We start from the raw sequence: 18318 nt of genomic DNA on the forward strand, positions 1-18318 counted from the left end.
ATTCTGGTTTGCGGTAGTTATATTTCTGGTTTATACAACTTGTGCTGAGCGACTGCTAAGCAGGAGCCGAAGCATAGCGAATTAGGAAAGGGGGATAAGAGGGGGATAGGTAAAGACCTTTCAGGGTTCCCCGGCCGGAAAGGCCACAAGACGAAAGCCGATAGCGCTGTTGCCCTGGAGGTCCGAACTGGAGTCGCCCCGACTGGATGCGGCAAGGGAATCATCAAAGTCGACCCAGGAACCACCACGCAGAACTCGACTACATCTTTTCTGACCTCTATTGACCGGGTCTACCGACAATTCACCTCCTGTTTTTGCATAAAAATCTTTATCATAACAGTCCTCCACCCACTCCCAGACATTGCCCGCCATGTCATAGAGACCGAAAGCATTGGGTCTTTTTTTTCCTACGGGATGAGTTTTACTACTAGAATTTTCATAATACCAGGCATAATTCTCGGCTTTTTCAGCTTCATTTCCCCAGTAGTAGGTTGTTGTAGTACCTGCCCGGTAGGCATACTCCCACTCGGCTTCCGTAGGCAGGCAGTACTGGTACCTCGGTCGGGAAGGGTCGCTTACGTTTAGTTTTTTAATAAACTCCTGTATATCATCATAGCTTACGCGTTCTACGGGATGATCTTGTGAATCACAGTAGATCCAGAAAATACAGTCTCCGCGGAAATTAGAAGGATTTTTTCCCATGACCTCCTGCCACTGTTTCTGGCTCACCTCGAAGCGACTCAGGTAAAAGGGTTTCGAGATTTTCACCGGGTAACGACCCAGCATTTTAAACTCTCCTGCGGGGATCTCCACGAACTGCATTCCGAGAGAGTTCGTAATCACCTTTCCGCCGTGGGGAGGAGACGGGTATTTCTTTCTCGGACTACAGGCAAGTAAAACAGCGAAAAGAAAGAGAAGAAACTTTTTCAAAAGATTCTCACTTCTTAGCCGGTACAAAAACCGGTAGTCCGTTTTCCGCTTGAAGAAAAGCAGGAACAATGCTCTTCTCCTCAATGCCGCGCATTTTCAATTCCTGCACCAGGTCAAGATCTGTATTGTTACACTGTATCCAGATTTTATTTTCCACGATTTCAAAATGAATATTACAATCATGAACTCGAGTTTCTTTTTCCCATCCAATATCTATCAGCATATAATTTCTACTTTCCCTATCCACGATAACACTCGGTTTTACATCAGGACTGTTTATCGCCGGTGTTCTTCCATAATAACGAAGAAGCTCGATAAGAATGCTTTCCTGTTCTTTTGTTATTTCCATTTTAACCTTATACATTTTCTTCCAACCATTGAGCCGCTTTTCCGCTCGCATGTAATTCTCCGAAGTCTGTTGTAAAAATCAGGTACTCAGCCCGGCTATTTGTCAGATAAAATTCATCAATAGAAAACTCATCTAAGAACTCGCAGACGGACATGCCGGAAGAAAACCGGTAAAAGTTCGTATCTCTATACTTCTCAAAGAAAAGAATAACATCTTCTTTTCCCGTAAAAACATCTATCCAGCTCCAATCTTCACCTGTGTATGAAACCGAATCTACCCTATCCCAGAGAAAATTTCCGCCATTAAGTTTTTCTTCCCATCCGGAATGTAAAGGGTCGACAAATTTCTCCCGAATAGAAGTTCTCAGAGCTTCCCCTTCTTTTTCAGAAAAAACTTCTAATGTACAATGAAGCTTCTCTGCAATACCCAGTATCTTATCTTTCCATTTCATCTGTTCAACTCTCATGTCTGGAACTCCCGGATGATTGATTGGCTGATGTCGCGGAAGTAGAGTATCTGCAAGTTCGTTCGGCTGAGTTTTTGCAGGATGTCCACGGCACAGGCATCTAAGGCCGGGGAGTTTAGCTTCGGGATATGCTCATAATATGACATTCCCACCACGAGGGCGTTCTTTTCCGAGACCGGCATAGCAGGTTAAATGTAATTAGAATGGCAATCCTGTCAAATGATTTCTTCTTCGTTTAGGCTGATGCAATGACTCCTCTCTGAGATGCAAAGTTCCCTCTCCGGGATGCAAAGTTCCCTCTCCGAGATGCAAATAAAACTAATCCTCTCCGGCTTTTGAAGAAAACTTAATTCTGTTTGTCAAGCATGGCCTCTATCTCATTAAGAACATCTTCTTCATCTATCAAAGAATTCTTTGCGAACTCCTGTAACGCTTCTTCTTTTCTCTTTAGGAGTTCTTCTTTGGATTCTGTAGAAAAAGCCTGCATGAGCCTATCATACAGTTTTTCGGATTACATACAAGCTCTTTTTCTATTAGCTCAAAAGAGAAAACCTCCACCTCCCTCTTTCCTTTCAGGAGAGAGGGAACGAGGGAGAGAGGTAAAAAAAGCAGGGTTTAGACAAAAGATTGGTTAAGGTTTACATAAACCTCAACTCGATGCAGGTAAAACTAAAAATACTTGCTTTTTATTTGTTTAGTTTCGATTAATGAAAAATACGCAAAAATGAAAAGTAGTCAGATAAACTTCTATTTTTTACCGGAAGATATAAAGGAATTAGAAACCTACATTACCGAACGTCAATTCTATATCTATAATTCTAAGTTTTGTGAAGATGCACTACTGTCCGGGCATGAAAAAGAAGATGATGATGGTATCAAATACTTACTTCATTCTTTTCATAAAGAAACAATCATTAAATCTTTTTTGAAGAGGGAAAAACAGTTTTCTACGGAAGCTATAAACTCCCCCCTTATAGAGTTTCTCTATCCTATATTTCCTTATAACGGTAATAAACTACTTTCAGGAAGACTGTATTATGTAAAAGATATATTTGATAATACAGGGAAACTTATACCAAAAGATGAAAGCTTCCTTTCAGAAGCCGAAAACCTTTTTCGCTGGGTAAAGAAACACTTTAAAACCGAAATCTTTCCCGGCTTTGAGGGCTATTTAGTATCAAAGCGCAGCAAAAACTGGGTTCAAGCAGGGAAAGGAGAATTAGTCCTGAACAACGTATTATAACACCTTCCCTTAACCCATAACTTAAGTTGTGGGTTAAGAAAGAAAACCCTCCACCTCCCTCTTTCCTTTCAGGAGAGAGGGAACGAGGGAGAGAGCTAAAAAACGCATGACATAAAAAGCAGGTTCTGATAGAATATAGCTACTACGGTAAAGGAAACCACATGAAAGAATTAACGAGTCCGCAGAAAAGTTAGAGAAGTTTATCCTCTGGCTCTGGGGGGTATACACACCGGTAATCGGTCTCGGTTCAGGCTTTATTCAATATTTCACTTCTCTAAAATTCCCTTTCTATGCCTACCTTGTTCTTTCCTTACCCGTATTCAGTCTCATCTGGGTCTACCGCTATACGGTTCTCGCCAAATCGTCTGTTGAAGGAAAGCTCTACCCGGAAGTTGCAGAGAAGATAAAAGAGTTTTACGAAAATACAAAAGACAAGAAGTCTGAGTATTTACACAAAGCCAACCGGCTCGTATTCGCTTCCTGCATCCTGGTTCCTCTCTGCCTATTTGGCTCTCAAGTTTTCGTTCAGAAGAAGTCAGAGTCTGTAGACTTTACGGCAAAGCTTGAAAAACTAAAAACCGAAACCTCAGAGGAAAAGAAGCGTATCTCTATAGAAGGAAGCTTTCCCCCGGATACGAAGATACAATTTTTACTCTTCTCGGATCCCAATAAAGCCCCGAACCAAAAAGTCATTACTTCCGGGAAAAATGGCTCTGTACAGTATGATTATGAAATAAACACAAATAGCCGCTGGCTTTTGATTCAGGCCAAGTGGCTACAAAAAGAGGGAAAGAAAACCTTACTAAAAGTAGTGGAGGAATAAGCCTTAACAAACTCTACCTCAGTTCCCCTTCTCGCTTCTTTTAGCTTGAAAGGAAACTGTAACTTAAAAAAGTCCCGTTCCAAAAAAAGAAGACTTCCTTCCCGGGCTTAAGGATACACTATCCGGGAATCTCCCCTTATAAAACTCGATTCTTAAGAAATTTTTCATCTTCCTTATTCGGAAAAGTTTCATAGATAAAGTTTTCAAAAACATCCATCATATAAACATCCGTTAGAAAAAAGTAAACATTCCCATCCATACTCTTTAAGCCTACAATTAACTCATTCACCCCTTTCATTTCAAAGAAATAATGCGTCTTGAATACGGAAGCAACCTCCATACTTTTTAAATAACCCCTGGGAACAATAAAAACCAAATCTTCATTATACTCTATAGCTTTTTTGATTTGCACTTTCATTTCTTCCCACATTTCGATTCCTATCTTCTCATAAAAGTATTTATCTTTCAAGCTTCCTGCTTTAACTCTTTCCGCATCCACTAAAATTTCATAATCATCAAAATCATCATTTTCAAACATACACTTTTCTCCTTAACTAAGTTTGGAATAGTTTAAGATACAGGCAAATAAAAAATATATTTTACTACGTTTGCTTTGCTCTAAAAAGTGGATATTTTCCCTAATTATTTGAAAAAAATGAAAGAAAAACCGGAATTTTCTCTCGCTTAAAGTCTGATTACTTGCCCATTCTTTTGCTCGGCTTCCAATTGTAGGATTAACAAATCGTGCATTTGCCAGAGCATCTCCGTATCCGGCTTTTCACTTAATAGGCTGAGGTATATATAACCTATTAACTGAGAAACCATGGTTCGGGAAAGCCTGGGTTCCAGCTTTAAATGCTTTTGAAATATACGGTAAAGTCGCTTTTGCCAGAGTAGCAAATATTTCTTTGATAGATTACTCCGAAATACATCCCAACTCAATAAGATATTTAAACGGGTGGCTTCACATTGCTCGGCCAGTATCGAATAAAACTTATGGATTTTTTCTTTTTGGTCTCTTACACTACATATTCCCTTTACCAGTTCATATATGGATTTTTGAGAAATCCATTCAAAGAGTTCCAATAGGAATTCATCCTTATTTCGAAAGTAATGGTATAGCTTTCCGGTAGTAACACCTAAGTTGGAAGCAATGTCTCTCATTGACATTTCCAAAAACCCCTGCTTTTTTATCATTCGGCTACTTTTATAAAGCAGGTCTTCCCTAATTTTATCAAAGTCTACTACCTTTGGCATCGAATCTTCTCTAAGAGTTCCATTCCCATAACTATGCTCTCTATAATCACTTTTAAATAACATTTGTTATCTATCAAGAAAAAAACTATGGATTTTCACTTGATTCCCCAAAAACCTAAAGCTAAATGGTCATACAGGAGAAGTGCTTGCAAGAGAATATAGATTCAAAACCTCATTATACCTGCGAACAATGCAACTACAGCCGTGATAATGATGGTATACAAAAAATTTTTCAACATAGTGTATGGGGTTATATAGCCCTGGGCTGGGGCATAACATTACAACCCAAGAAAATCACCTTTTTCTGCCAGAAATGCAGAAAGAACGTAGACGAAACTACTGATCCGGAAGAAATTAAGAAATTCACCATATAACATGATAAAAATATTCAAAGACATACTTGAGGAATCCCTGGAAACTTTTTTCTTCATAGGCTACAACCGCCCGGGTTATTTGGTACGCAGAAATTTCTGGGAATTTCCCGAAATCAATTTCTCCATGAAAGGTAAAATTTGTCTGGTGACAGGTGGAAATTCAGGCATAGGGAAAGCAAGCGTACAGGGACTTGCCGGTCTGGGTGCAGATGTTATTTTTCTTTGCCGCGATAAAGAAAAGGCAGAAGAAACAATTCGAGAAACACAGCTTATTCATCCTTCCGCTTCCGTACAATACGAAGAAGTAGATTTAAGCCTTCGTTCCTCTATAAAGAAATTTACAGATGTGTTCATTAAGAAGTATTCACATTTAGATGTACTGGTAAACAACGCAGGTGTTTTTCTGGAGGATAAGAAAATCAGTCCGGAAGGTTTAGAGACCACATTTGCTACGAACACCCTTGCCTATCACCTATTGAGTCGATACTTAGAACCTCTTTTAAGAGGCAATGGCAATGCAAGGATCATTAATGTTACCTCAGGTGGGATGTATTTAACTCGCCTCGACGTTAACAACCTTCAGTTCTTAAACGGAAATTATAGCGGTCTCAAGGCCTATGCGCAAAGCAAACGTGCTGAAGTAGATTTAAGCTTACTCTGGTCTAAATACTATGCCAAAAAAGGTGTCACTGTAAATATGGTTCATCCCGGTTGGGTTGACACTCCGAGTCTTTCTCAAGCCCTGCCCTATTTCTACACCTTCATGAAACCTTTTTTAAGAACTCCTAAGGAAGGTGCAGATACAATTATTTGGATGGCTTCCAAACCCGATTGGGTTCCCTGGGATACCAGTAAATTATACTTCGATAGAGAAGAAAGAAAGTTAAATATATTACCTAATACAAATACACCGAATGGAGAAAAACAAATTCTCTGGGACTATCTTGAAGCCCTTGTGATATAAAAGAGATATAGTTTTTAGATGGGATAGTAAATGCTCGGTAAAGATTTCAAGGTCGATTTAAACCATTACCTGGAAAATCTTTTTTCCATCCACATCATTCCACTCATTGGTGAATTCTTTATTTTTGTTAAAGTTGAATACAACCAGATAACCTAGGTTATGACCTTTGCTATTTAGATAAGATGCCAGCTGTTCGAGTCCCTCAGTATGATACTCCCTGCCACGCCAAATTTTTAACTCAAGGATATATTCTTTTTTATTAAAGGCAATTATCATGTCGGAGCGTTTTTCGTAGCTATGCTGGCTTTCTACATAGTAAAAGCCCGTGCCATTTATAATGGGTTTGACGAAGGCGATTAATAATAAACGTCCCTGTCTTTCGTAAAAAACCTCGTCTTTATTGGAATACGTTTCCTTTACAAATTGCTGGAACTTTAAAAGAACTTTCTCCATCTCCAAATCGCCATTTTTATCTAGGAAGTTAGGTTGAAATACATTTCCGGTAACTTTACTATTTTCTCGATCCAGCTTTGCAATGATATGATTGTATAGAACAATTTCAAATATTTTGTTATGAATTTGAACTAACTTATTTTTATCGGATTTAAAAATTCCAAACATAGTTCCATAGGAAATGATTTTATCTGAGTGAACATAAGATATTTTATCATTTTCAATAAGTAAGCGTTTAACAAAAGATTCCAAATCATTATTATTTTCTATATTCTTTATTAAATCGTCCACTATCGTAGATTGAGTTTCAATGATTTCTGTTACTGCATCTTGAATTCCTTCTGTCGTCCAGTTTTTATTTAGTTTTTCATCAATCACCTTACATATCTTACTAGCTAAAAAGGGATAGCCATTAGTAAATTTATAGATTTCATTTGACATAAGAGGAATATCCATTCCGGTTTGCAGATCCTTTTCGTAGTCCATAAGCATGGTAGCAATTTCTTCCGGATGAAAAGATAAGTCCACATCAAATTCCGTAGCTATATTCCAGGGACTGTTAAATTGTTTTTCATCCTCGGGTCTGAGTTTTAGTTTGATATTTTTTATATCGTGGACTCCGGCAAGAATGACGCTGTGAAAGGTGAAATCCTTGCCGGTATCTCTTTTTAAGTATTTATTTCTAAGTATACCTAAGAAGTTTAAAAAGAGTCTGTAGTTACCGGCTTTGTCTACTTCATCAATTAAAAGAACAATTTTTTTTTCTGATTTCTTCACCAAATCGGAAATGAAATTTCCCAGCTCCAGTAGGGTTTCGGGTTGAGGAGCTTTTTTTATAGATTCAATCAGGACTTGTTCATTTATTATTTCCAGAGATTCTTTTATTAGAGAGATAAAAACTTTGGAAAGAGTGTTTTCATCCTGAAAAGATGAGTCACCAATTCCCTCAAAACTGGTTGAAATCAAAAGATAATCGTTTTCCAGTGCTTTTTCCAGGAGATAAAGTGTTGTCGTTTTTCCGAATTGTCTCGGGCGATTGATGGTGAAATATTTTCCTTTTTTAATTAGTTCGGTTATTTCTCCAATTTTTTTACCTGTATCAACCATATAATGCAGGTGAGGAATGCAGGTGCCCGTGATATTAAACTCTTTCATGATTATTTGATTAAAAATAGGATAAAATTATTTGTCAATAAACAAACATAAATCTCTAAGCACGCATTGTAATATGTACCTGTGAACCTGAAGAGAGTTCTTTACTTCTCCCTGGACATGAGGATTTCATTTACGAGTGCATCCATCTGATATACTTTCTCCAGACTTTCTATAATGGCTTTCGCATGAACGGAAATCGCCCGACCCCGTTTCATTGAGAATACATAATCCCAGGAATGACTGTAAGCATTTCCATCAAAGATAAGGGCCGAGTATTCAAGGTTTTTATTAAATACCGGACTTCCGGAATTACCACCGGTTATATCATTGGTACTTACAATATTTAAAGGAGTTTTAAGTTCCAGATCTTTTAAATTCTTCTTTATAAGCGGAGAAAGTTGAAACGGTGGTTCTTCCTCAAAAGATAAAGCCCTATCTACAAGACCGTAAAATGTTGTTTTATAGGGAAGTTTTCCGGTTCTATCCCTGTAGCCTTTTACAGTTCCGTAACTAAGTCTGAGTGAAAAGTTGGCATCCGGATATAATCTTTTACCGTATTTATAATACTTTAGTTTTCCATAAGCAAGATTCTCTTTTTCCAGTATATCACTCACTCTAAATTCATACCATTGACGAAACTTTCTCTTATAGGGTTCTAACTTTCGTACCCAGAGAAGCAAAGGATCTTTAGACTTCAATATAGATTCTCTTTTTCCCTCTAATAAGTTCTTACGAAAATTTGAATCTTGAAATGAAGTAGATTCTATAAGCCTTTTAGCAAGATTTTCAGGTTTTTCTTTTCCGAGAAGAATTCGAATCCACTCATGCTTTCTGCCAAGTTGATTTCTACTTTCTTCGAGGGATTTGGCAAAGGTAAATATTTCCAAATCTTTATAGATGGGTGCTTGAGACAGGAGATAAAACTTTAAGGAAGCAAGTCTGGACTCTCGGTATTCCGGATAACGTATAGAATCAGGTTTAGCGGTTTCTATTGCATATAAATAAAACATCATGGCATACGAAACTAATTTTGACTCAGGCAATGAAGTATAAAAGATTTCTTTTTTCTTCTTTCTCTTTTCATTCAGGGCTTTATCGATGCGGTAATAAAAAGGTCCCAGCTCTTTTTTATAGTTCCTATGCTTCTGTAAGAAATATTTTAGTTCTTTATCTTCTTTCTCTTTTTTTTGCATTACAGACTTTGAAAGAAGACCTTTCCACTTTCCATGAATCGCTTTCAAGCCATTCGAGATACGATAAATCTTATCCTGCACTTCTCTTTCTTTTTCCCTGGATTGAACTGCATACTGATGATAATTTTTCAGCTTTTTCTTCAGCATTTGAATTAGTTCCGGAAAGGCCTGGTCTCGTTCATAAACCAATTCAGAATAAGTTTTTCCCCTTTCGGTCTTTCCGGGATGTCCGGAAACAAATACAAGTTCTCCTTCCTTCAATTCCTCTTTCGCCCAACGAAAATAATATTTACTTTCAATAGGTTTATTATTCTCGTATATTCTAAAAAACGCATAATCCAGAGCAAAGCGAGGATAGTTAAAATTATCATAATCCCCTCCAAAAAAAGCAGCCTGCAATTCCGGAGCCATAACCAGTCGAACATCAGTATATTTTTTATACATATATATCCAGTGTTCGGCATGATTGTATAGGCTTACAATATCGGAACGATAACCCGTCTTCTCTTCGGCCTCACGGCTTAGACGAGAAAGAATTTCTTTCAGCCTTTTTTTTCTCTCTCCGGCGGTTTTTACCCCTCTTAGATACGCATCTACTTCAGGACTAATATTTTCATAGGCAAGAAGAACATTTATCTCCAGATCCGGACATTTTATTTCATCAGTTCTTTTTCTGGCAAAAAAACCGTCTTTCACAAAATTATTTTTGGCAGTTGATAGCTTCTGAACCTGACCTAAAGCAACATGATGATTGGTAATCACCAGCCCTTCGTCTGAAACAAAGGCACCCGAGCCTCCATCATTAAAACGAACTGAAGAAAGCCTTGCTTTTCTTAACCAGGCTTCCGTCAATGTAAAACCATATTTTCTTTTTATTTGCTCAACAGGTGGATTATCAAAAGACCACATCCCCTCATCTGCAAAAATGGGAAAATTAAAAAGAAATAGGAAAATGAAAATTTTCAATATTCACTTCCGATAATAGAGCGTTCTTCTTTCGGTACTAATTTTCTATTATGAAACCATGAATCCTCTCGTTTCAAATCCTGAAGGTCTTTTCCTTTCATGGCTTTCTCCTCAAGTGCCAGACTCGATTTGGAAATAATATAACTATCATAGATACCATCAAAGTTTGTATCTACCTCAGCCCGGGTACTCCAAAAAGTTCTATCTGCTTTTCCATCAAAATTCGTATCCACCTCTTTACGAACTTTATTTTTTAGAAAATTATAATATACAGTTGTTTCAAAATATCCATCCTTATCTTTATCTTCCTGGCTCATAGCGATAAAGTTATTTGGAAGCAACCACTTAATGGTATCAATTTTACCATCCAAATCTGTATCTTCTTCTTCATGAACTTTCACCGGGTCTTTGACTTTTTGGCCTTTTTTAGTAGCTGAACTTAATCCGGCCCAGATAAACGTATCTGATAAACCATCCAGATTTCTATCCATTTCCTGATATACAATACGATAATTATCGGGGTCATTCACCACATAAGCCATGGTATCCACTTTTTTATCATCATTTGTATCCTGCCGGCTTGAAATCATTTCATTACCAAAACGAAAGTTTTTCCCGGAAAATTCTTTCTTTTTACAGAAAGAAAGAAAAATGGAAAGAAATAGTATTAGCAATATATTGTGTAACATAATTCTCCTTATGAAAATTTATTTATAATACTTTCTAATTCTTGAATCGGAAGAGGACGACTGAAGTAAAAACCCTGAAATTCATCACAATGCAAATCCTGCAAGAAACGAAGTTGCTCTTCAGTTTCAATTCCTTCCGCAGTAACAGTTAAATTCAAGTTATGAGCCAGATCTATAATTGAACGAACAATCGCACTCGAATCTTTCTTATCCGGAACATCAACGATAAAAGAACGATCGATCTTTAAGTTGTCTATAGGTAAATTTTTTAAATAAGCAAAAGAGGAATATCCCGTTCCAAAGTCATCTATTGAAACTTTCAAGCCCGCCTGTTTCATCATCATGATCTTCTTAATATTTTCCTCCGTTTTTTCCATCAAAGTACTTTCGGTAAACTCAATCTGCAAGTGCTCCGCATTTATACCGGAGGACTGAATTTTCTGTAGTAAGATTTCAACAAAGTCTGCGCGACTAAATTGTATCCCGGAAACATTAAAAGCAAGGGAATATTCAGGATTCGTAGGAAGAAAAAATGTTTTTAGATCTCGCAAAACATAGTCTATAACAATTTGTCCTGCTTGAATAATTAAACCGGTTTCTTCCAATAAGGGTATAAAATAGACAGGGGATATGATTCCCTCATTCGGTTCATTCCAACGAAGCAAAGCTTCCCAACCACATATTTTCCCTGTTCTCAGAGAAATTTTAGGTTGATAAACAAGGAAAAACTCTCCATTCTGCAAAGCTTTTCGAAGCTTCAGTTCTAAGCTAAGGCGATTGTAAGTTTTTAAATTTAAGCCGGGGGAATAAAAATGAACAATGCTTTGCTGAGAAGGGCTATGTTTTGCCTGTAGTCTGGCCGTTTCAGCATTGGCAATCAAAGATTCCAAATTGCGGGTATCTTCCGGGTATACACTAATTCCCGCACTGATAGGTATATATAAAGACTCATTTTCAACCAGGAAAGGAGTGTTAAACTTTTCTATTAAACTTTCACAGATCAAAGAAAGAAAATTCAGATCAGATAAATCGCTCAAGATGATAGCAAATTCATCTCCGCTGATGCGGGAAATACTATGAGCTTTAGGTAAAAAACTTCTCAAACGGGAAGGAACTTCTTTTAAACAGAGATCTCCAATTCTATGGCCAAATTTATCATTGATGTAATGAAAATTTTTAAGGTCGATAACAATCAATACAAGAAACATCCCCTTTTGCAAGTCAGCGATTTCCTGTTGTAAAATTTCTCGAAATAAAAAACGATTATTCAAACCGGTTAGAGGATCCTTATGCAACAAAAAGTTAATTTCTTCTTCCTGTTTTTTCGAACGAGAAATATCTGAAAATATAGCTATATAATAAAGTATTTTAGTTTGAGAATAATCCTTTATAGAAGTAATGGTTAACCACTTTAGATATATCTCACCACTTTTTTTCCGATCCCAAACCTCTCCCTGCCATTGTCCTTTTTCAATTAATCCCCCCCACATGTCTTTATAGAAATTTTGATCATGCTTTCCCGATTTCATAACTCTTGGATTCTTACCGACGATATCAACCGGAATGTAACCTGTAATATTAGAAAATGCTTGATTTACACAAATAATGTTGCCTTCGATTCCGGTTATCATGATGGCTTCATTCGAACTATTGAAGATTTTCTGCAACATATCTATCTTTACATAAGCATCTTTGAGAGCATCTCCACTCTCATTATTCTGATAATGGCTTATGACTGTTTCTATCAGTCGATGGGTATGTAAAAAAAAAGGACTCATGAACTGGTATCGATTTTTTTTCTTATGGCAACAAGAGTAATATCATCCTGCTGTTCTGAATTTCCCATAAACTGAAGTATCTCTTTATTAATATGTTCTAACATAGCTTTAATACCCAGATGCTTCCATTTCTTAAAAGCATCCAATAATCTGTATTCTTCAAATAGTTCTCCTCTACGATTCATTGCTTCAGTAGCTCCATCTGTGTACATTAGAAGAATATCACCTTCTCCTAATTTAACAAAGGATTCATTAAAAAAGGAGCTTATATCGCTTTCTATACCGAGAATGATACCACCGGTAGAAACAAGCTCAACCTGATCTTCCTTGTAGCGATATACCGCAATATTTCCATGCCCCGCCCCGCTGAAAACAATTTCACTTGTCTCGTATTGTAAATGAAAAATAATCAGAGACATGAATCTTAAAATAACCGAATTTTTATAGTTATAATGCAGAAAGGTATTTACAGCTTTGATTATTTCCCAGGTAGAAGCTTCTTTTCGAACAATCGAATGTATTACAGTTCGAGCTGTAGCCATAACCATCCCTGCCGGTATCCCCTTTCCTGAAACATCTCCAATAGCCACAATGATATCCTTTTTATCAGGTGAGACAATAATGTCATAGTAGTCTCCACCGATTTCTCTTGCCGGTTTCATGAAACCGGCAAATTCATAATGATTATTTTCCGGCATAAATTGGGGTAATAAATTCAGTTGTATATCACTGGCAATTTGAACTTCTTTCTCCAGTCTTTCCTTTATGGCCATTTTTTGAGTTAGAAAAGAATTTTCGATAGTGATTTTAACCTGATTATAATAGTCTCTTAATAGTGCGATTTCATCTTCACTGAAATGCCTTCTCGTATTCCAGCCCATTAAAAAAACAAATTCTTTCCCATCTATGATAAAAGGAGGTAAAACAAGAACTTCAGCTCTTTTATATCCAAAACTAAATAAACAGGGATTATCCTTAATATGTAAAAGCCTTGCATCTTCATTCCGAAATAGTTTTTCAAAACTCTCCAATGAATTTGTTATTTCTAATTTATCTAAATCTAAAGATTCTAAGGTTCTTTGTAAACGATGAGCTGTTATCAGTTTTGCATCTCTGTCATATTCCAGTAAGATATTAATCCGTGTATTAATAAAACCTGAAATAGAAAGCAAGGTCATCTTAATAATTTCTGTACTATTATTTAAGTATAACTTATTTAAAAGCAGGCAAGCAGAATTTAGATTCACGTAATCGATATAACGTTTATTCGCTTTTGCATAACTAATTGCATTCTGGAGAGCAATTCCAAATTGGTGCAGGATAGGAGTAACAAGATGTGTATGCTGGAGAATTTTTTTAGCCTGTCCTATATCTTTGAAATCCAGTGAAACAAGTCCCAGTGCTTCTCCATTTGAAAAAACGGGTAGGATAATGCTATACTGGGTTCCGGTAATTCTCCTATAGAGTTCATCATAACGATTCCCTTTATGGACACTATGAAACACAACATCTCTTTTTTCGATACAGGTAGAATAAATATTATCAGGTTCTTCGTAGGCATACCTTAATTTCTGAGCCTTTCTCTGCATCTTTTTTTCTGAAGTATAATATCTCACGAGTTCATAGCTTTTAGAAAGATCATTTTTTAATATAATAGCAGACTGCTCAACTTCCAGCCTGGCATTGAATATCGATAAAAGCCTGGTATAAATTTCTTCAGCTTTTAAACCTGAATCAAAAATTGTAATAAATTCATTTAGAAGAGCGGAATCATCTGCGGTCCGAAAAAAGCTACTGATACGTTTTTTTTTCCGTTTCTCCAGAATCCACTCTTTACCGCAGGTGGAACAGAAAAATCTACCATTGCTTGTCTCTCCGTCAGGAATCCTGGATTCCTCACAGAGTAAACAGACCATATCATTGGAAGCGATGTTTTGCACTGAGAAAAGCATAAGAATGACAATCTTTTTTCGCAACCATTTATTTTCTATGGATTAAAGAAATAAGATACTTCTCCATCACCTTAATAAAAGCTTGTATTGAAGTTTTATATCGAGACTCCGATACTTTTAAAATAAGAACAGGATTCTGGAATGGATGAAGAAGTTAGAAAAAAGTTTGAAACCTACCAAAAAAGCAAGGAAAACAGTAATAGAATCGTTATTTTTACCATAATTGCTGTATTTTTAGGCCTGGCGGCCTTTTTTTACTATTTACAAAAAAAGGATCTGGTAGTCGAAGAAGAAAACTATGAAAAAAAAGCGATTGTTCAGAAACTCAAACTTCAAAAGGAATACCTTAGAGAAGAAAAACTCCTGGAAATCGATTCAAGCCCGGTCCTTGAATACTTTCGCCGAAGAATGCTTTACTACCACCAGGTAGCCCCCAAACGAGCAGAAGATCTATTGGTTCTGGACTTACAACGTGATTTTCCCGGAGAAAAAGGAAAAGTTCTTTCTGAATTATTGAAGCTTTACAACGAATATATAAAATATCTGGACCAAATCGATAAAGATGAAAAGTTAGATAGGTATCAAAAAATTATAGAAAAAGAGAAAGTAAAAAAAGTTGTCTGGGGGGAAGAATTGAGTAAGTTATTCTTTCCACCAAAAGATTACGATACCATTGAAAAATTCTATGCATACACAGAAAGATATTTGAAGAAAAATGCAGACAAAGATAGTAAAACAAAATCGAACCATATCCAAAAGGCCAGGCAGGAAATTTATGGAGATAATTACAAAAAACTATATACCTATGAGCCTTTCAGCCAACAGCTTAAACTGGAAATAAAAATTCATGAAAGAGAAATGAGTATCATGGATGAAAAAGAAAAAACGGTCTTAATCAACGATTTAAAACAGAGGCTTCGAGAAGCCTCTTATCAACAATAATTTAAAGACTCTCTTAATTTTTTATATACGCTTTCGAACCGGGTGGAACCTGATCTAATTCACAGGAAAAGGTTTTCACTTCGGATATGTTTCCGAGATTATCGATAGCCCTGTAGAAAATCTTATACTCCCCTGAATTTCCACTTACCCGGATCTTACCGGGATAGCGTTTCCAACCCCCATTGGCTGTAAGACTATATTCAATCTTGAATATTCCGGTTTCGTTATCTTCTGCACGTAAAAGAACTTCGGTATTATTTAAACAATAATTTTTTCCATTGAATTCACGAGTTACCGGGTTGGAACGAGCTTCCAAAATAGATGGTCCTTTTGCATCCACAAAAAATTCGACTTCTTTCTTTTTTGAAAGGTTTATAACTTTATCAAAGGCACGAATATAAAGTGTATACTTTCCGTGTTCAAAGAATTCTTTCTGGCTATCACGATAAGGTAAATTTCCCTGACCTTTATATTTCTGCTCTCCCTTCTTCCTTTCTTTGTCTTCTATGTTTACCAGTATTTCATAAACACCTGAAACCTTATCTGTAGCTTTCACAAACAGTTTCACACCGGGTTTATAATAAAGTCTGGTTTCCCCCATAAATGAAGGACCTTCAAGTGTATAATAAACTTCAGGAGGAGTTCTATCCACAGTAATATCATAAGACTTTTCCTCTTCAACATTTCCCAGTTTATCAAAGCCCTTATAATCCAGCCTGTATCTTCCTTCTTCCGAAAGAGAAATCGGGTAGGTATAAGCCTGGGTAGAATTTCCATTTATACTGTATTCGATATGAGAAAAAAGTTTTTCCGTCTCTTTCTTATCTTCTAAAAGTTTAAATTTATAACGTCCGTTCGTATAATAACGACCCAGTTCGTCTCTTTGTAAAACACCTTCTTTGAAAGAAGCTTTCATTAACTTCACAATTTCCGCATGAAAATCTTCTCGTTTCAATTTTTGCAATTCTTCCTGAGTTTTGATACTCAGCTTAGAATCTTCGAGGATTTGCTTTTCTTCGGAAAAAAGTGCATTCAAACCCAGAACAAATGAAAAGACAAACAATAGTTTTATTAGTTTCTTCAAATTAATCTCCCTTTTTCTACTCTTCTAAATCAATAAAGAAGAAGCTTCAAGTAATTTTTAGTCTTCGGTGGATAACTCAAGAAAAATATGCAAAACTACGCTTCAGTTTGAATAAATTCTGCCGGTAAAAATACATAAAATGTGGTTCCATTTGAATTGGATTCAAATTCTATTTTACCACTGTGTTTCTCAAGAATTCTCTGAACAATCCCGAGGCCGAGGCCACTCCCTTCTCCCTGTTCCTTAGTTGTAAAAAAAGGATCGAAAATTTTTCCCTGTATATTCTCCGGAATACCGGGTCCATTGTCCTTAATTCCTACAATAACATATTCGGCTTCTCTGTGTATACGAATATGGATACAACCTTTAAATTTCATCGCTTGAATTGCATTATGAACCAGATTAGTCCATACCTGGAGCAAATCATCCGGAAAACAATATAGCATAGGAAGTTCTTCATAGTCTTTTATAACCTCAATTCCCTTTTTTATATAATTGTAATACAACGTTAAAACGGTTTCAATATTTTCATGGAGTTGAACCAACTTTTTCTCCGTAGAAGTTTCAAAGCGTGAAAAGTTCTTTAAGGCATAGAGTATCTTGGAAGCCCTATCAACAGCAATCTGGATTGTTCTTGTATTTCTTTTTAAATTTATCTGTAAAAGAATAAAATCAATTAATGTAGATGCTTGTGGATGTAAAAAAACTTCAGGATATTTTTTTATAGCTTCGGATATACCGAAATCTACCATTGTATCTGCGATGATAAAGGCGTTTTCAAGGCCCATAGAATTTAATTCTTCTGTTAATTCTTTTTTCCGTTTCCTATATATGGATCCACTAAAATGTTCATTACTCTTATAGCCATCTTCAATTAGTTCATTTACTTTCCGAAGTTCTTGTTCTGAGAGACTATAAATCACAGGGAGCAGATCGGGAAAAATGTTTTGAATTTTCTCCAGACAATTTTCGCTGAGTTGATTGGATGCCAAAATGGCACCGATAGGATTATTTATTTCATGTGCAATCCCTGCAATTAACTGCCCCAGGGATGCCATTTTTTCTGTTTGAATTAACTTATCACGAGTATTCTGTAAGCGTTTTATTGTATGTTGTAACTCTTCTTTTTGTTCCTCAATCAAACGATTCCTAAGTAATATTGTTTTATTGGCTTCCTTTAACTTTTCAGCATATTTGTATTCACTAATGTCCTGTATATTTCCTAATATTTCTTTTGGCTTTCCATCAGGATCCCTCGAAAAAATAGTATCAATTTCCCGAAACCATATATATTTACCAGCATTATTCTTCAGTCTATATTCAATCGTAATCGATACACCATCTGCTAAATGACTATAGGATGCAATATGCTGTTTAATTTTAGTAATATCTTCAATATGCAGAATACTAAAAAAAAATCCTGGCGTATCTTCGATGAAATTTCTATCATAACCTAAAGATCTAAAAATACTCCGGTTCACATATATATTTTTATGTGTGTTAATATCACTTACATATACAATTGCAGGTACCGTATCTACAACTCTTTGTATGAATAACTTATTCTTCTCATTACCATCAATTAGGGACCTCATTTCCTTTTCTAGAGATTTTAATTTTTTCTCATTTTCTAAAAGCAAGTTCCATACTTCTTCTTTAGATAAGCTGTTATAATCCAAATCCATCTCTACACCTTTTCT

The 18318-nt window shown here is 36.2% G+C and carries 18 protein-coding genes; 4 read left to right on the plus strand and 14 right to left on the minus strand.

All coding sequences use genetic code 11. The features are described from left to right. Nucleotides 1-120: 120 nt before the first annotated feature. From H7A25_17805 to H7A25_17825, 5 genes are all read right to left on the minus strand, one after another. Nucleotides 121-822, minus strand: a complete 702-nt coding sequence (locus H7A25_17805) for a formylglycine-generating enzyme family protein (GenBank protein ID MCP5501763.1) — start codon at nucleotides 820-822, stop codon at nucleotides 121-123. A gap of 115 nt (nucleotides 823-937) precedes the next feature. Further along, complete coding sequence (locus H7A25_17810) at nucleotides 938-1279, minus strand: XisI protein (GenBank protein MCP5501764.1); 342 nt, start codon at nucleotides 1277-1279, stop codon at nucleotides 938-940. 7 nt (nucleotides 1280-1286) lie between these two features. Beyond that, nucleotides 1287-1745: a hypothetical protein gene (locus H7A25_17815; protein ID MCP5501765.1), complete on the minus strand. Its 459-nt coding sequence runs from the start codon at nucleotides 1743-1745 to the stop codon at nucleotides 1287-1289. After that, a complete protein-coding gene (locus H7A25_17820) occupies nucleotides 1742-1927 on the minus strand; it encodes a hypothetical protein (protein MCP5501766.1) in 186 nt (61 codons plus the stop codon). The genes H7A25_17815 and H7A25_17820 overlap by 4 nt, the downstream gene beginning before the upstream one ends. 164 nt (nucleotides 1928-2091) lie before the next feature. Then, a complete protein-coding gene (locus H7A25_17825; GenBank protein MCP5501767.1) occupies nucleotides 2092-2232 on the minus strand; it encodes a hypothetical protein in 141 nt (46 codons plus the stop codon). 237 nt (nucleotides 2233-2469) lie between these two features. Between H7A25_17825 and H7A25_17830 the strand changes: the two genes are divergently transcribed. Then, on the plus strand, nucleotides 2470-2988 hold the full coding sequence (locus tag H7A25_17830; GenBank protein MCP5501768.1) for a hypothetical protein: 519 nt from the start codon (nucleotides 2470-2472) through the stop codon (nucleotides 2986-2988). 959 nt (nucleotides 2989-3947) lie between these two features. Here H7A25_17830 and H7A25_17835 read toward each other — a convergent pair. Together H7A25_17835 and H7A25_17840 are read right to left on the minus strand one after the other, a co-directional pair. After that, nucleotides 3948-4349: a hypothetical protein gene (locus tag H7A25_17835; GenBank protein MCP5501769.1), complete on the minus strand. Its 402-nt coding sequence runs from the start codon at nucleotides 4347-4349 to the stop codon at nucleotides 3948-3950. Nucleotides 4350-4495: 146 nt separating this feature from the next. Then, nucleotides 4496-5131 (minus strand): TetR/AcrR family transcriptional regulator, encoded by a 636-nt coding sequence (locus H7A25_17840; GenBank protein MCP5501770.1) that lies wholly within the window; start codon nucleotides 5129-5131, stop codon nucleotides 4496-4498. An 83-nt stretch (nucleotides 5132-5214) separates the two neighbouring features. On the opposite strand from H7A25_17840, the gene H7A25_17845 reads away from it, so the two are divergent. Together H7A25_17845 and H7A25_17850 are read left to right on the plus strand one after the other, a co-directional pair. After that, a complete protein-coding gene (locus H7A25_17845; protein MCP5501771.1) occupies nucleotides 5215-5442 on the plus strand; it encodes a hypothetical protein in 228 nt (75 codons plus the stop codon). Nucleotide 5443: 1 nt separating this feature from the next. Next, nucleotides 5444-6406 (plus strand): SDR family NAD(P)-dependent oxidoreductase, encoded by a 963-nt coding sequence (locus H7A25_17850; protein MCP5501772.1) that lies wholly within the window; start codon nucleotides 5444-5446, stop codon nucleotides 6404-6406. Between the two features lie 57 nt (nucleotides 6407-6463). Here the strand turns inward: H7A25_17850 and H7A25_17855 are convergent, their stop codons facing one another. The 5 genes from H7A25_17855 to H7A25_17875 form a co-directional block, all read right to left on the minus strand. Next, nucleotides 6464-8014 carry an AAA-like domain-containing protein gene (locus H7A25_17855; protein ID MCP5501773.1) on the minus strand — a complete coding sequence of 517 codons (1551 nt, stop codon included), beginning with the start codon at nucleotides 8012-8014 and terminating at the stop codon, nucleotides 6464-6466. Nucleotides 8015-8115: 101 nt separating this feature from the next. Continuing rightward, entirely contained in the window at nucleotides 8116-10173 is a 2058-nt protein-coding gene (locus H7A25_17860) for a S46 family peptidase (protein MCP5501774.1), read from the minus strand. Next, entirely contained in the window at nucleotides 10170-10862 is a 693-nt protein-coding gene (locus H7A25_17865; GenBank protein MCP5501775.1) for a hypothetical protein, read from the minus strand. Before H7A25_17865 ends, H7A25_17860 begins: the two co-directional genes overlap by 4 nt. 8 nt (nucleotides 10863-10870) lie before the next feature. Next, a complete protein-coding gene (locus H7A25_17870; protein MCP5501776.1) occupies nucleotides 10871-12640 on the minus strand; it encodes an EAL domain-containing protein in 1770 nt (589 codons plus the stop codon). Continuing rightward, nucleotides 12637-14580: a serine/threonine-protein phosphatase gene (locus tag H7A25_17875; GenBank protein ID MCP5501777.1), complete on the minus strand. Its 1944-nt coding sequence runs from the start codon at nucleotides 14578-14580 to the stop codon at nucleotides 12637-12639. The genes H7A25_17870 and H7A25_17875 overlap by 4 nt, the downstream gene beginning before the upstream one ends. 153 nt (nucleotides 14581-14733) lie before the next feature. On the opposite strand from H7A25_17875, the gene H7A25_17880 reads away from it, so the two are divergent. Continuing rightward, entirely contained in the window at nucleotides 14734-15534 is an 801-nt protein-coding gene (locus H7A25_17880) for a hypothetical protein (GenBank protein MCP5501778.1), read from the plus strand. Between the two features lie 13 nt (nucleotides 15535-15547). Here H7A25_17880 and H7A25_17885 read toward each other — a convergent pair whose 3' ends face one another. Then, complete coding sequence (locus tag H7A25_17885; protein MCP5501779.1) at nucleotides 15548-16618, minus strand: hypothetical protein; 1071 nt, start codon at nucleotides 16616-16618, stop codon at nucleotides 15548-15550. A 95-nt stretch (nucleotides 16619-16713) separates the two neighbouring features. Next, nucleotides 16714-18303 (minus strand): PAS domain-containing protein, encoded by a 1590-nt coding sequence (locus tag H7A25_17890; GenBank protein ID MCP5501780.1) that lies wholly within the window; start codon nucleotides 18301-18303, stop codon nucleotides 16714-16716. Between the last annotated feature and the right edge of the window lie 15 nt (nucleotides 18304-18318).

The sequence above is a fragment of the Leptospiraceae bacterium genome, from assembly GCA_024233835.1.
Taxonomy (GTDB): domain Bacteria; phylum Spirochaetota; class Leptospiria; order Leptospirales; family Leptospiraceae; genus JACKPC01.